The 14,359-nt window shown below is 42.9% G+C and carries 9 protein-coding genes; 4 read left to right on the forward strand and 5 right to left on the reverse strand.

Features of this window, described 5'->3' with window-relative positions; all coding sequences use genetic code 11:
* The first annotated feature begins 395 nt into the window (after nt 1-395).
* Together V1502_RS05645 and V1502_RS05650 are read left to right on the forward strand one after the other, a co-directional pair.
* Nucleotides 396-3,326, forward strand: a complete 2,931-nt coding sequence (locus tag V1502_RS05645) for an EAL domain-containing protein (protein WP_409253395.1) — start codon at nt 396-398, stop codon at nt 3,324-3,326.
* Nucleotides 3,327-3,345: 19 nt separating this feature from the next.
* On the forward strand, nt 3,346-3,510 hold the full coding sequence (locus tag V1502_RS05650; protein WP_409253396.1) for a hypothetical protein: 165 nt from the start codon (nt 3,346-3,348) through the stop codon (nt 3,508-3,510).
* 457 nt (nt 3,511-3,967) lie between these two features.
* Here V1502_RS05650 and V1502_RS05655 read toward each other — a convergent pair whose 3' ends face one another.
* Nucleotides 3,968-4,528, reverse strand: a complete 561-nt coding sequence (locus V1502_RS05655) for a DUF2777 family protein (RefSeq protein WP_409253397.1) — start codon at nt 4,526-4,528, stop codon at nt 3,968-3,970.
* 175 nt (nt 4,529-4,703) lie between these two features.
* Between V1502_RS05655 and asnB the strand changes: the two genes are divergently transcribed.
* Nucleotides 4,704-6,551 (forward strand): asparagine synthase (glutamine-hydrolyzing), encoded by a 1,848-nt coding sequence (asnB, locus tag V1502_RS05660; RefSeq protein ID WP_409253398.1) that lies wholly within the window; start codon nt 4,704-4,706, stop codon nt 6,549-6,551.
* A gap of 584 nt (nt 6,552-7,135) precedes the next feature.
* On the opposite strand, the gene V1502_RS05665 is transcribed toward asnB, so the two are convergent.
* The 4 genes from V1502_RS05665 to V1502_RS05680 form a co-directional block, all read right to left on the reverse strand.
* Nucleotides 7,136-8,509, reverse strand: coding sequence for an ammonium transporter (locus V1502_RS05665; RefSeq protein WP_409253399.1), 1,374 nt, complete (start codon nt 8,507-8,509; stop codon nt 7,136-7,138).
* Nucleotides 8,510-8,613: 104 nt separating this feature from the next.
* Nucleotides 8,614-8,955 carry a P-II family nitrogen regulator gene (locus V1502_RS05670; protein ID WP_409253400.1) on the reverse strand — a complete coding sequence of 114 codons (342 nt, stop codon included), beginning with the start codon at nt 8,953-8,955 and terminating at the stop codon, nt 8,614-8,616.
* A 176-nt stretch (nt 8,956-9,131) separates the two neighbouring features.
* Nucleotides 9,132-10,478, reverse strand: a complete 1,347-nt coding sequence (locus V1502_RS05675) for an MATE family efflux transporter (RefSeq protein WP_409253401.1) — start codon at nt 10,476-10,478, stop codon at nt 9,132-9,134.
* A 556-nt stretch (nt 10,479-11,034) separates the two neighbouring features.
* The gene (locus V1502_RS05680; protein ID WP_409253402.1) at nt 11,035-12,792 is read right to left on the reverse strand and encodes an alpha-glycosidase; all 1,758 of its coding nucleotides are present in this window, start codon (nt 12,790-12,792) and stop codon (nt 11,035-11,037) included.
* 262 nt (nt 12,793-13,054) lie between these two features.
* On the opposite strand from V1502_RS05680, the gene V1502_RS05685 reads away from it, so the two are divergent.
* Nucleotides 13,055-14,341: an extracellular solute-binding protein gene (locus tag V1502_RS05685; RefSeq protein WP_409253403.1), complete on the forward strand. Its 1,287-nt coding sequence runs from the start codon at nt 13,055-13,057 to the stop codon at nt 14,339-14,341.
* Nucleotides 14,342-14,359 lie beyond the last annotated feature (18 nt).

The raw sequence follows: 14,359 nt of genomic DNA on the forward strand, positions 1-14,359 counted from the left end.
CTTGCAGACAAAGTCCACTGATGGACCCGTCTGCAAGCTTTTTTTGTTCGCTTTTCCCCGTCTCGGATTAACTACAATTGATTACGCTAAAAGCTCATCTCCCCGAAGAAAGGATCTGGGCTTCTTTCTAATAGCAGAAAGGTAAAACCACTTTCAAACGGGTCTGTCTTTTTTGAGGCTAGCATCCTGATTTTTTTTCACGTATTTAACAACAGAAGTATTCTTTTAGTTCTGATCCCTTCCAACCGCAAATTTCTGCATGATTCAACAAAATTATCAATATCTTATACATTTATTCTGAAAATTATGGTATTTTTTATATATAGAAGTAATTATTAAGCAGCAACAGCTAATCAAAACACGCACATAAATTAGGTAAGAGCGGTGGTGTACCTATGGCTAAAACATACAATCATATATATTCATCTCTAGAAGACCTTAAAAGGTACATCAGCAATAATAGTCTTGATTTGTACCCTGGCATCCTGGTTCAGATGTTCCTTGGAGAAGCGTCGCTGGAAGAGGCAAAACGTCTCAGGAGCGAAGTCCTTTCGTTTTTGCCGAGAGCCGTCATCATCGGGTGCAGTACTGAAGGGCAGATTGCAGATGGAGTGATTTATGAAGATTCCCCTGTCTTTGCCTTCACCGTCATGGAAACAACAGAAGTCGTGTCGAAGCTGATCGAGATGGATCGTTTCTGTGATGGGTTTGCAGCTGGGAAGCGTCTTTCCGAGGAAATTGTTAATATGGATACGAAAGCGGTCATCTTATTTGCCAGTCATTTGAATTTGGACCTTCAGGGCGTTCTGGAAGGCTTTCACTCCGTAACACCCCAAATCCCTGTCGGGGGAGGGGTATCAATGAATATCTCTGGAACGAAACCATCTATAGTTCTGACTGCAGATGAGCACTCAGAGAATGGCATCGTGGCAGCAGCCTTGAACAATTCTAAACTGCAAGTACATACCTTTATTAATGAGCAGTGGAAAGAAGTTGGGAGGCCTTTAACGGTCACAAAGGCAAAAGGGGCAGTCATTGAGAAAATTGATCATCAGAAACCTTTGAAGGTGCTAAACCATTACTTAGGAGAAAGTTTTGTTTCCAGACTTCCGGAATCCGGTGTTGAATTTCCCTTTATCATCAAAAGGAATCAGCACACTTCCACACTGTTTCCGTTAAAGGTTCTTGAAGAAGGATCTATTGAGATGAGTAAAACCGTAAAACAGGGAGAAAGTCTGAGTTTTGCATTTGCTGATCTGGAGTCGATTGTGAACTGTTCATTAAGAGAATTAAACCGGTTAAGGAAAAAGCCGGTGGAGTCCCTTTTTGTCTTTAATTGTGCTGCGCGCAAGCAATTCATCAAAGACTTCGCGAAGTCGGAAATGGAGATGATGGGAGAGGTCAGTTCTATATCGGGTTTCTTTTCTCATGGAGAAATCCTCATGACAGGAGATAGAGTCCCGGATTTATATTCTCATTGCCTTACCTATTTAGGTATTTCTGAGAACAACCAGCTGCAGCCGTTGGAAAGAGGGCGGTTTGAATATACCCTTACTTCAGAAGGAAATACCCGAGTGTCCTTGACCCAGCTGATTAATGCATCCTCTTATGACATCCGGAAGCTGAATGAGAATATCCAGCTCTCTGAGGAATATTATCGTTCCTTATTCGAGAACAATACCGATTTTGTGTATTCTACCGATTTAAAAGGGCGGTTTAATTCGGTCAACCCCACCTTCCTTAAAACGTTTGGCTATTCAGAGGAAGAGGTGATTGGCAAATTATCAATTTCCTATATCTTTGAAGAGGATATCCCGCGTATAAAAAGGCACTTTTATAGGACGCTGTCGGGGAAAGAGCAGTTTTATGAAATTTGGATTCCTTCAAAATCAGGAGAAGTGCAACTATTTCATATAAAAAATATACCGATCACTGTGGATGGACAATGTGTAGGTTTGTTTGGAATCGGAAGGAATATCACCGAACAGAAAAGGACAGAAGAGAAAATCACGCAGTTAGCCTATTTTGATGCTGAAACAGGCCTGCCGAACCGAGTGAAGTTCAGGGAATTGGCAGATGAATTCATCAGTCGTGCTAAAAAGAAAAAAAGGCGTATAGGAGTTCTGTTTCTGGACATCGACCGGTTTAAACTGATCAATGACACTTTGGGCCACTCGGCAGGTGACCGCATTCTTATTGAACTTGCAGAAAGAATCAAAGACGTTCTGCCAAAAGGGGCCTATCTTGGCCGATTTGGCAGTGACAAGTTCACCATATTGATCAGCAAGAATGTTACAGATGATAAATTGAAACAGGTGGCTGAATCCATTGCTGAAAGTATTCAGAGGCCCATTATTCAAGGTAATCAGGAATTTTACATTAAAGTGAGTATAGGTGTCGGTGTATACCCTGACCATGGAACCGATCTTTCTGATTTACTGAAGAATGCGGATACGGCCCTCAACTGGGCAAAGTCCAATGGCGGGGATCAAATTGTATTTTATACAAATGAAATGAATATCAAAGCTCTGGAAAAAGTCAAAATGGAAAGTTATCTCCGTAAAGCCTTGGAAAAAGGCGAGCTTTACATCGTCTATCAGCCTATTGTCGAGCTTGCGACCAAGAAGGTAATAGGCGCTGAGGCACTTCTGCGTTGGAATCATCCTTATTTAGGGGTGGTTTCTCCGATGGAATTCATCCCGCTTGCTGAAGAAACGGGACTTATTGGGCCTATCGGAAATTGGGTGCTCAAAGAGGCTTGTAAGCAGGCAAAAGAATGGCAGGAAAAAGGATTCACAGATTTTTATATTTCAGTGAACGTATCAGCCAATCAGTTTCAACAGCCGTCATTCACCAATGAAATCAATAATGCATTGAAGACGTCCGGGCTGCCTGCGGAAAGCTTATGTCTTGAACTGACTGAGAGCGTTATGATACAGCACTCCGGTCATACAATTGACAGAATGGAAGAACTGTCAGCTCTAGGAGTGAAAATTGCCATTGATGATTTTGGGACAGGCTATTCTTCGCTTGGGTACTTAAAACATCTGCCGCTCCATATTTTAAAAATTGATAAGTCCTTCGTTCAGAACATTGAAGAAAGCAGTCCGGATTATGCCATTGTGCAGGCAGTTTCCATGATGGGAAAAGGATTGGGGATGCAGGTAGTCGTCGAAGGAATTGAAACCAGTGACCAAATGGTCCTACTTAATCACTTGAACTGCGACCTGGGGCAGGGCTACTATGTCTCGCGGCCTGTTTCACCGGTAGAATTGGAAAAGTGGATGAAAAAGTCCCAAGCTTATCTAATAAGCAAAGGTTACTAGTATACGAGGTGTGAACATTTTGGGTTTATGGATACTTTGTATTGTAATAGCGGCAATTTCTATTTTTGCCTTATCTGTAAAAGCTGCTTTCAGCCACCGGCACACACCACTGCTGACACAGAAGGAATTGAAAGAAGCGATCAAGCGACAAAAAGAAGAGGACCAAAGAAATATTCTCGACTGATCATCAAAGCTGTCTGCCTGTCGGCGACAGCTTTTTCTAAGGAGCTTTTCTAAAAATATTTTGCTGTTCAAAACAAAGTACAAGAGATATAGCCGTCACTCACAGCAATTATCCTGGTAAGCAAGGCAGAAGAGAGCTATTTCACCCTGTTCAGAAAGACAAGCCTTTATACCAAAGGTGGCCTCTTGTCTTCCGAATGCAACACACGATACGAACAAAGCCTTATCTATTGTCCTATTCAACTGTGAACCATCATGGAGCATGGAGTTTTTCTGTGAAAAGAGTATCTCATATAGTTACTGTTATCCCTCGATTATCGTCTTATTGTTGGGTCCGATGGTAACGGCCAGCTTCAGACAAGTGCCCGCGTTTCCGTGCAGCAGGAGACTTTCTCATTCCAAAACTACGAAAACAAAAAAAGAAACTGGGAAACCCAATTTCTTTCTTCATCGATGCTCTACTCAAGTTTTTCAATAACAATCCTCTTCCCGGTACTTAAAGTGAATTCAAAGCGATCACGCTGTTTCTTATAATAAGTAAAGTGGTGTTGGACTGAACAAACATTTTCTCCGTTATCAAACGTCAAAAAGTTCACCCCTTCTCTTATCTTCCTGTCTTCAAGAAAAGAGAGGTGATTATGGCAGAATATGCAGTCATATAATGAAAAGTCAAGTGAGTTCAGGGTGGTCAGGAACTGGAAAAAAGAATCGTCATTCAATTCTTCGATCAGCATTTCCAGTGAATAAATCAACGTTTTTTTTATCCTGATTGTTTCCGTATCTTTTAAATTTGTTTGCTCATAGGCAGTTTTTACAATGCCTTCAGGCTCTAGTATACCTCTTTCCCATCCTTGATCCCGGTAAATTTCGACCTCCTGCTTTGTGTAAAATTCCAAATCCGTTGCTTCATCCAATTCATCATCGAAAAATACCCATTGATTGTGAATGAATTCTACAGTTCCTAGTGTGTAAGAGCGATTCTGCCGCTGAAGGAGCTTTTTTCTATACAGGTTATTCACCCATTTCCCCCCTTATTGAAGATGTTATATCAACATTATCTACATTTTGGGCCTAATTTAGCATATTCATTTAAAGTAAAAATGAAATAAGACAATTAACCATTTTCAGAAGATTGCATATGATAATCCATATTGCATCTAGCCCAATTTGCCTGAAATAGAAAGGATGAACAACATGTGCGGAATTACAGGATGGATCGACTTTAAAAAGGATTTGCGAAATGCTGAAAAAGTTTTGGAATCCATGACCGATACGCTATCAAAAAGAGGACCGGATGATTCTAACGTATGGCTGGAAACCCATGCGGCTTTTGGGCATAAAAGGCTGACAGTGGTGGACCCTGAAGGCGGAAAACAGCCAATGGCAAAAGACAAGGCAGGGCAAAAGTTTGTCATTTGTTATAACGGTGAGTTATACAATACGGAAGATATCAGGAAAGTACTCCATTCAAAAGGATACACATTCAAGGGCCATTCTGATACAGAAGTGCTTTTGACTTCCTATATTGAATGGCGGGAAGAATGTGTGGATCATTTAAACGGAATTTTTGCCTTTGCTGTTTGGGACAGCGAGAAGCAGCAAGTATTTATCGGAAGGGACCGTCTCGGGGTCAAGCCATTATTTTATTCTGAAAAAGACAATGGACTCATATTTGGCTCGGAGCTAAAAGCCTTGCTGGCACATCCATCTGTAGCTGCTGAAGTAGACAGAGAAGGATTGGCAGAAGTCCTGGGCCTCGGACCTTCACGTTCACCGGGATCAGGGGTGTTTAAAGATGTGAAGGAGTTGAGGCCAGGCCATGCGATGACATTCTCCATAAATGGGTTGAAAATCTGGAGGTACTGGAATGTCAAAAGTGCCGAACATACAGACAGCTTTGATGAGACCGTTGAAAAAGTCGGCTTCTTGGTACAGGACAGTATAACAAGACAATTGGTGTCTGATGTCCCTCTCTGCACTTTCTTGTCAGGCGGACTGGATTCAAGTGCGATCACAGCCATTGCGGCTAATTCCTACAGTGAGGAAGGAAAGGGGAATCTGCATACTTATTCCATCGATTATGAGGGCAATGACGAACATTTCAAGTCCAATAAATTTCAGCCAAACTCAGACAGCAAGTGGATTAACTTAATGTCCGAAAGATTCAATACTATTCATCATAACTGTATCATCACTCAGGAAGAGTTAAAGGACTATCTGACAGAAGCTGTTCATGTAAGGGACCTGCCGGGTATGGCCGATGTGGATTCCTCATTGCTTTGGTTTTGCAGAAAGATAAAAACTGATTTTACGGTCGGGTTGTCTGGTGAATGTGCGGATGAAATTTTCGGCGGATACCCTTGGTTCCATAATGAAGAAGACTTTAACCGTAAAGGCTTTCCGTGGATGAGATCGGTGGAAGAAAGGCAGTCTCTCTTGAAGGCAGACTTGCGCAAAAAATTGAATCTGGAAGAATATGTACTTAGCAAGTATAACGAAACCGTAGCGGAAACTCCCAGATTAGAAGGGGAATCGGCTGTGGAGGCAAAGAGAAGGGAATTGTTCTATCTCAATATCATCTGGTTCATGACGACCCTCCTTGACCGAAAAGACAGAATGAGCATGGGGGCGAGCCTTGAGGTGAGGGTTCCGTTTGCCGACCACCGCCTGGTTGAATATGTGTGGAACATCCCATGGAAAATGAAAATGCATGAAGATCGGGAAAAAGGCATTTTAAGAAAGGCCCTGGAAGGTACACTGCCGGATGAGGTATTGTACCGCAAGAAAAGCCCATACCCAAAAACGCATCATCCTGTTTATACATCACTCGTGAAAAACTGGCTGGGTGAAATTCTCCAGGATAAATCGAGTGTTCTCTATGAACTCTTTGATCATCAACAATTAAAAACACTTGTCGAAACAAATGGCGAAGCATTTAAAACGCCGTGGTTCGGCCAATTGATGACGGGGCCGCAGCTTCTTGCCCATCTCGCTCAGATTCACATATGGTTCAAAGATTACAATATTAATATTGTAGATTGATTTCAAGCTCATGCCTGCTTTAAGAGGGTATGAGCTTTTTCTGGTTCAGGTCAAGGGTGGGAGAATGTGATGAGCGCTGCTTAGTCTTGTGGTGGGTCATGAGGCACCCTAATCGGGGGAAAGACTCAGTTTTGGTCTTATGAAGAGTTCATGGAGCACCCTAATCAGAAAAAAGACTTAGGAGTGGTCTTATAAAGAGTTCATGAGACACCCTAATCGAGGGAAGGACCCAGTTTTGGTCTTATGAAGGTTTCATGAGGCACCCTAATCGGGGGAAAGACCCAGTTATGGTCTTATGAAGGTTTCATTAGACACCCTAATCGAGGGAAGGACCCAATTTTGGTCTTATGAAGGTTTCATGAGGCACCCTAATCGGGGGAAGGACCCAATTTTGGTCTTATGAAGAGTTTATGAGGCGCCCTAATCAAAAAAAGACTAAGAAGTGGTCTTATGAAGAGTCGATGATACACCCTCATCACAAAAATGCCTCACTAATGGCCTCATAACCTTATATGAGATATTCACCAGCTGTACTAACACGCAAAAACCCCTTCAGCACACTGAAGGGGTTAATCCTGACTATCTTAATGATATTGTTTTTTGGTAGCCGTCACACTCAATCCATCCAGTTTCCGGACGAGCTCTTTACCAAAAGCGGTATTTGGCTGGTTTGAATGGGAGGTCAGGACAGTTTCACTTAGTTCATATGCAGTGGCTCCATGCTCTGAAAAGTCCAGTCCTGCCAACTCATCTTCACTGGAAACGCGGATGCTGTCAGCTTTGTTAATGACGTAAATAACTGCACCTGTAGAAATGGAAACCCAGAGAATGACAGCTGCTGCACCAAGAGCCTGGATGCCCAACAGGGAAACGTCTCCTCCATAGAAAAGTCCGTTTGTAACATCGAAGAATCCAATGGCCACAGTTCCCCAGATCCCGCACAGGCCGTGGACAGCTATGGCACCTACAGGGTCATCCACCTTCAACTTCACTTCAATGAATCGTACGCCCTCTACAAGCAGGACACCAGCTACTAAACCAATAAAGATAGATCCGCCGATGGATACGTTGGCACAACCTGCGGTGATCCCGACTAATCCACCTAAAGCACCGTTTAGTGTTAAGGAAGGGTCGATACGCTTGTAACGGAAAGCTGTGTAAAATGCTGAAGAAAGCACTGCTGCCGAAGCGGACAGCAATGTCACTGTAATTACCCGGGGGACAAGGTCAGGATCAGCTGCAAGAGTACTCCCGCCATTAAAACCAAACCATCCGAACCAAAGGATAAAGACTCCGAGCGCGCCTATAGGAATGTTGTGCCCCGGAATAACATTTATTTTTGAATTCGTATATTTTCCGATGCGAGGTCCCAGGAAAAGGACGGCAATGAAGGCAGCTGCAGCACCACTCAAGTGGACAACCGTAGAGCCGGCAAAATCAACGAAACCAAGCTCTGCCAGCCAGCCGCCGCCCCATACCCAGTGGCCGACAACAGGGTAAATTAAACCGGTGATGATCACGGTGATAAGCATATAACTTCTCAGTTTCATACGTTCAGCTACAGCACCCGAAATGATGGTGGCACATGTTGCTGCAAATACTGCCTGGAATACGAAAAATCCGATGTCTTCGCGTCCTGCCAGCAGGAAGCCGTCTGTTCCGCTCAAGCCGTTAGCAGAACTCCCGAACATCAAACCGAATCCGACCAGGAAATAAAGGATGGAGGCGATCGATATCGTCAGGAAGTTTTTCATCAATATATTAAGGGTGTTTTTGGAACGGGTAAAACCGGATTCCACCATAGCGAATCCTGCGTGCATAAAGAAGACCAATAAGGCGGCGACCATTACCCACATACCGTCTACGGAGGTCTGGACACTTTGCGCAGTGGGTGCTGCGAAGACTGGGGTGGCGGCAGACAAAAGAAAAACAGATAAGCATGACACTTTTTTCAGCATTATTTTGTTCCTCCTGTTTTTTAGTTTTGTTCAGAGGCGAAAAGGGCAGGGGGGAAGTGCTTCTGTAGTGGAAAGCCTGAGATGTGCGCTGGTTTGGATAAGGTTTAAATGAAAGCCTGTTTTCCGCGTTCCCTGGAACGAATGCGGACTACTTCTTGAATATCGGATATAAAAATTTTTCCATCACCTACATTTCCTGTAGAACAATATTCACAAATTAAATCAACGATCTCTTCGGTTTCGTTATCTTCGACGATCATTTCTACCCTTACGCGGGGGGAAAGTGCGATTTCAAATGTATTTCCCCGAAAAAGACCCTGTTTTCCTTTCTGTTTCCCGCAGCCGGCTGCTTCAGAAACAGTCAGTCCGTTAAATCCGCTCGCCGCAAGCCCTTCTCTTAAAGCCTGGAATACCTCAGGGCGGACGATTGCTTCAATTTTTTTCAACTTGATCAACTCCTTGTTATTAATGTTAGAAAAACTAACATGTTTTGGTTATGTTTTATATCATATTCTGAATTGTGGAAAAAATCAACCAATAAAATTTAGTGTAAGCGTTTTAATGTAAAAAAACTTAACAAAAAAAGAGTGAAATCATTTTCTCCACTCTTTTGATAAGAAAATTATATTGATTCTTTTCTTGCGATGAAGTTCTTTTGCATCCAGACTCGTGATTTCCACCGTCGGAGCATAATCAGTCCGCGGAGCCACTCATCAGCAATAAACGAAATCCATATTCCGATTAATCCCAGCCCAAATACAATGCCTAATACATAGGATAGGAGAACACTTACTCCCCACATGGAGAGAATACCGATGTATACCGGAAATTTTACGTCGCCAGCTGCCCGCAGGGAACTGATGACAACTAAATTAAAACTTCTTCCTGGTTCAAGTATGATGGTGAGCCAGATGAGTATGCTGCCGAGGTAGATGATCTCCTGATTGCTCGTAAAAATCATTAAAAGCTGGTTGGAGAACAGAGCAAACAAAACAGCCATGCCCAAAGAAATGATGATGGAAATTCTCAAGCTTTTGATGCATCTCTCGTAGGCTGCCTTGAAGTCCCTGCGCCCAACCATGTGGCCGATCATTATTTGGGTACCCTGGCTGATGGCAAGAGAGAATAGAAAAATGAACATCATCAGGTTTTGAGTATATACCTTAGTTGTCAGAGCCTCCGTCCCCATCACGGCAATGAAATACGTAATGACCATTTGAGAACCGTTATAGGAGAGGTGTTCACCCGCTGAAGGAATGCCGATTTTGAGCAGATCTTTTATGTGCTGAAACGGAAAAAGGCGATTAGGTTTGAATACACCTGGAATACGTTTTATCAATACAAATGTAATAGCGGCAAGTCCAATGGTGCGGCTGACTACCGTCGAAATAGAAACTCCTTCAACTCCCAGCACGGGAATACCAAAAGGACCGAAGATAAACAGGTAGTTGCCTACGACATTAAGGACATTCATCCCAATCGTTATGTACATTGCATCTTTAGTAAATTCATAGCTCCGGAGGGTTGCACCTGCTGTCATAATCAGTGCCTGAACGAAAGAAAATCCGCCCACGATGGTTAAATAAGTGGAGGCTTCACCTCTCAGCTCCTGCGGGATATCCATCAGGCTGAGGATCTGATCATTTAACAGGAAGATCAGGATACTTAGAAAAAGTCCAAACACCAGGTTTGCGGCCAACGATACAACAGCTACTTCCCTTGCCGTACGGACTTTATCGGCACCAAGGTTTTGCGAGATAAGTATGGAAGTACCGGTGGCCACAAAGCCAAACATGACAATAATCAGTGACAGCACTTGGTTGGATACGCCAACCGCAGCTACAGAATCATCCGAGTACTGACTCAACATTAAAGTGTCGGCGTTCCCCATCAGCATATGTAAAAAAATCTCTACAAAAATTGGCCAGGTCAACGCATAAAGACTAAGCTTTTTCTTATTAAGGCTCATAGCCCCAGTCCTCTCTTTTTCAATGATAGTTTGATCGGCAAAACAAGCAAGAGGCTGCTAGAAGAAGCCTTGTTCGCTCTGGGTTGTTTTACGAAATGCTGTCTTATATTTATCAGTTTAGACGTTTATTCTAGGTAACCAGATGGTGGTTATCGACAAAAAACATAGCTTCAAAATCACGTACGTCATTTGGACTTTCTCCATGAAATGGATTCCTGAGCTTCCGAGGCGGGGTACGTCATTTGTCCTTTTTTCTAAAAATGAACCCCCGAGCTGCCGGAGCGAGGTACATCTTTGGATATCAATCAGAGATTGATGCACGGACAGCCAAAGGTAAATTCACATATTACTTGCTTCCCAATAGATTGATATTTTCTCATTATACTTAAAAATAGCAGTTAAAAGTTTCTGTTTTCGAAATAAATTTATAAAAAATAAAAAGCAACAAAGTTTTAGAAAACATCTCATGATCTCTCGCTCCCAACCCAGGAATGAGAGCCTTTCAAATAGAAAAAAGCCTCCCGGGCAAAACTGCATATTTCCGGGAGGAGGGATGTTAAAATTGTAAGATGCTGAAACCAAGCGGAGCCAATTCTACTCCGATATCATCCGAGTCAGCAGCGAATTCTTCGTCTTTCCAGATGTCGGTGATTTTTCGGCCTTTTAAGTTGAACGGCAAAGGATATACCACGCCATTATCCGTAGTATTCAAGATGATGACAAACGTATTTTTCCCATCAGATTTTGTGAAAGCTATGCAATCTTCATTAATCTCTACAGGGAGGAAGGTGAGGGTTCCCTCGTTTGCAAGGAGCCTGTGCTTCTTTCGCAGGGAGAGAAGTTTTTGAATGTGATTGAATAATTCTCTGTCTTGATTTTCGGTGTCCCATTCCATGCACTTTCGACACCCTGGATCCGCGCCACCTGTTAATCCGATTTCGTCTCCATAATAAATGCATGGAGATCCGATGAATGTAAGCATCAGAGTGAAGATCTGTTTAACTTTATCTTTGTCATCCTGGCATTCCGTCAGTATTCTCGGTGTATCGTGGCTTCCTACAAGGTTAAAGGCAGCTTCTGTGACATTTTTAGGGTACATATGCACCACGTGTGACATGCTTTCAACAAATTGTCTCGGGCTTATTGATTCTTTGGCAAACAGGTTCAATATGTTGGTCGTGAACGGATAATTCATAACAGCATCGAACTGATCTCCTCTCAGCCAAGGCATTGAATCGTGCCAGATTTCGCCGAGGATGTACAAATCCGGTTTAATGGCTTTCGTTTCTTTACGGAACTCCCTCCAGAAAGAGTGATCCACTTCATTCGCGACATCGAGTCTCCAACCGTCGATGTCGAACTCTTTTATCCAATAACGACCGACTTCCAGCAGGTACTCCCTTACTTCATGGTTTTCTGTATTAAGTTTCGGCATGGAGGGTTCAAAGGCGAAAGTATCATAATTAGGAAGGGGGTCCTTCTTTAATGGAAACTCCCTGATATGGAACCAGTCCTTATAGGGGGACCGTTCTCCATTCTCTAAGACATCCTGAAACTGCGGGAAATAAAGCCCGCTGTGATTGAAGACGGCATCCAGCATCACTCTGATTCCGTTATCATGACAGACGTTTACCAAATCTTTCAGTGTTTCCTTGTCACCAAACTGTGGATCAAGTTCCAAGTAATCTATTGTGTCGTATTTATGATTTGAATAAGCTTTGAAAATTGGGGTGAAATAAATTCCCGTTATTCCTAATTCTTTTAAGTAAGGTATACCTTCAATTACTCCCTGCAGGTCGCCGCCAAAGAAATTATCCGGGTGGGGATCAGTGCTTCCCCATGGAAGAGTGCCTTCTGGGTCCCATTCGTTGTTTCCGTTTGCAAACCTCTCGGGGAAAATTTGATACCATACCGTATCCTTGACCCATGATGGTGCCTTAAATACATCAATTGGGTTAAGGAAAGGAAAACAGAAGTAATCTCCCACATCATTGGTAGGCTGGGGAAGGAACCCCCGGTCACCAAGAAAATGCGATTCATGCTGGTCCTCTATTAGAAAACCATAACGTAGTCTCCGGAAAGGGGGTTCTACTGAAGCGAACCAATAATCAAAGAGCTGATCGGCTCCGGTATGCACCATGCTGGAGGAAGAATAAATCCATTTTCCGTCTCTCCATTCGTAAGGATCTCCATGCAGTAGAGTGACACTGCTGACATCTTTTTTCTTCGTGCGAATGCGGATATGTATTTCTCTATCGGTGCAAGCGTATGCATAATTATCTTTCGGTCTATGGTAGACAGCTTCTAAGTGCATAACCCAGCCTCCTTAGTCAATTTCCCTTAAAGGTTATTCCATATCTATCGCAAAGTCAATTAAGAGAGTGAGAATTGCCAATAAAACGTTTTCAAAAAAAATCTAAAAAAGTATTGTCAAAATAAAAATTAGCATTATAATAGGGGTAGGTTGTGCAATCGGTTTCACAAATTTGAAAGCGGTATCTTAAACCGATTATTTTTTTGTAATTTGTGCAAACGGTTGTCCAATATTATTTTTTTGAATTCAGGAGGGGTCAAGAATGAAGAAAGCACTATCACTATTGATGGTAATCATGCTGGTTTTAGGCGCATTGGCTGCCTGCGGACCGAATCGTGAAGAGGGAGCAGGGAACAATAACCAAGGCGACAACGAAAATACAACAGATAACGCTGAAAAACCAGAGAAACTTGTAATTTGGGAAGATGACAAGAAATCAGGCTGGTTAGATGAAGTAGGTGCGAAGTTCACTGAAGAACACGGCATTGAAATTGAAGTTAAAGAAGTAGAAATGGCTACTAAAATGAAAGAACAGCTTCGTTTGGATGGTCCTGCTGGGACAGGCCCAGACGTACTGACTTTGCCGCATGATCAAATCGGGGAAATGGCTCTTGCGGGTCATATCGCAGAACTGAATGTGGAGCAGGATCTAGTCGACCGCTTCTCAGAATCTTCTATTTTGGCACAAACTTATAATGGTACATTGTATGGGCTTCCAAAGTCTTCTGAAACACCTGTATTTGTCTACAACAAGGCATTGATGGAAGAAGCACCGGCTACAATGGACGAAGTATATGATTTTGCAAAAGACTTCACTAAAGATGGAAACTATGGTTTCCTGGCTCTATGGGATAACTTCTACTTTGCACATGCTCCAATTGGAGGATACGGCGGATATGTATTCGCTGAAAACGATGGTGCATTAGATCCAGCAGACCTTGGCTTGAACAACGAGGGAGCTGTAGAAGGTACTCAATATATCCAAAAATGGTATGAAGAAGGGTTATTCCCTAAAGGGATTGTCGGTGAAAACGGCGGTGCCGCTCTTGACGGATTATTCAATGAAGGAAAAGTTGCTTCTGTTATGAACGGACCTTGGGCTTTCCAAGGCTATAAAGATGCAGGTATTGATATCGGAGTTGCTGCGTTGCCTAAGCTGCCAAATGGCGAACCGATGAAAACATTCATGGGTGTTAAAGGATGGCATGTATCAGGTTATTCCAAGAACCAGGAATGGGCTCAGAAATTCATTGAGTTCATAACTCAAGATGAATATGCGAAACTTCGCTTTGAACAAACTCAAGAGGTTCCAACTAACGTAGCTCTTGTCGATGATCCGGCAATTGCTGAAAACCCGGGAGCTAAAGCAGTTGCTGAGCAGTCTCAATATGCTGTTCCAATGCCGAACATTCCTCAAATGGGAGAAGTTTGGGGACCAATGGCTGATGCTCTGCAAACAGTTGTTACTGGAAAACAGGAGCCTAAAGCAGCTCTTGATTCTGCAGTAAACCAAATCGAACAGAACATCGAAGCGAACCATTCAAACTAAAAAATAGAGGGGACTGAC

It is taken from the genome of Rossellomorea sedimentorum (assembly GCF_046237645.1).
GTDB lineage: Bacteria > Bacillota > Bacilli > Bacillales > Bacillaceae_B > Rossellomorea > Rossellomorea sedimentorum.

Excerpts from the sequence above, each read along its gene's own strand:
- V1502_RS05645 (WP_409253395.1), top strand. The coding sequence starts at position 396 with ATGGCTAAAACATACAATCATATATATTCATCTCTAGAAGACCTTAAA.
- asnB (WP_409253398.1), top strand. The coding sequence starts at position 4,704 with ATGTGCGGAATTACAGGATGGATCGACTTTAAAAAGGATTTGCGAAAT.
- V1502_RS05665 (WP_409253399.1), bottom strand. The coding sequence starts at position 8,509 with ATGCTGAAAAAAGTGTCATGCTTATCTGTTTTTCTTTTGTCTGCCGCC.
- V1502_RS05675 (WP_409253401.1), bottom strand. The coding sequence starts at position 10,478 with ATGAGCCTTAATAAGAAAAAGCTTAGTCTTTATGCGTTGACCTGGCCA.
- V1502_RS05680 (WP_409253402.1), bottom strand. The coding sequence starts at position 12,792 with ATGCACTTAGAAGCTGTCTACCATAGACCGAAAGATAATTATGCATAC.
- V1502_RS05685 (WP_409253403.1), top strand. The coding sequence starts at position 13,055 with ATGAAGAAAGCACTATCACTATTGATGGTAATCATGCTGGTTTTAGGC.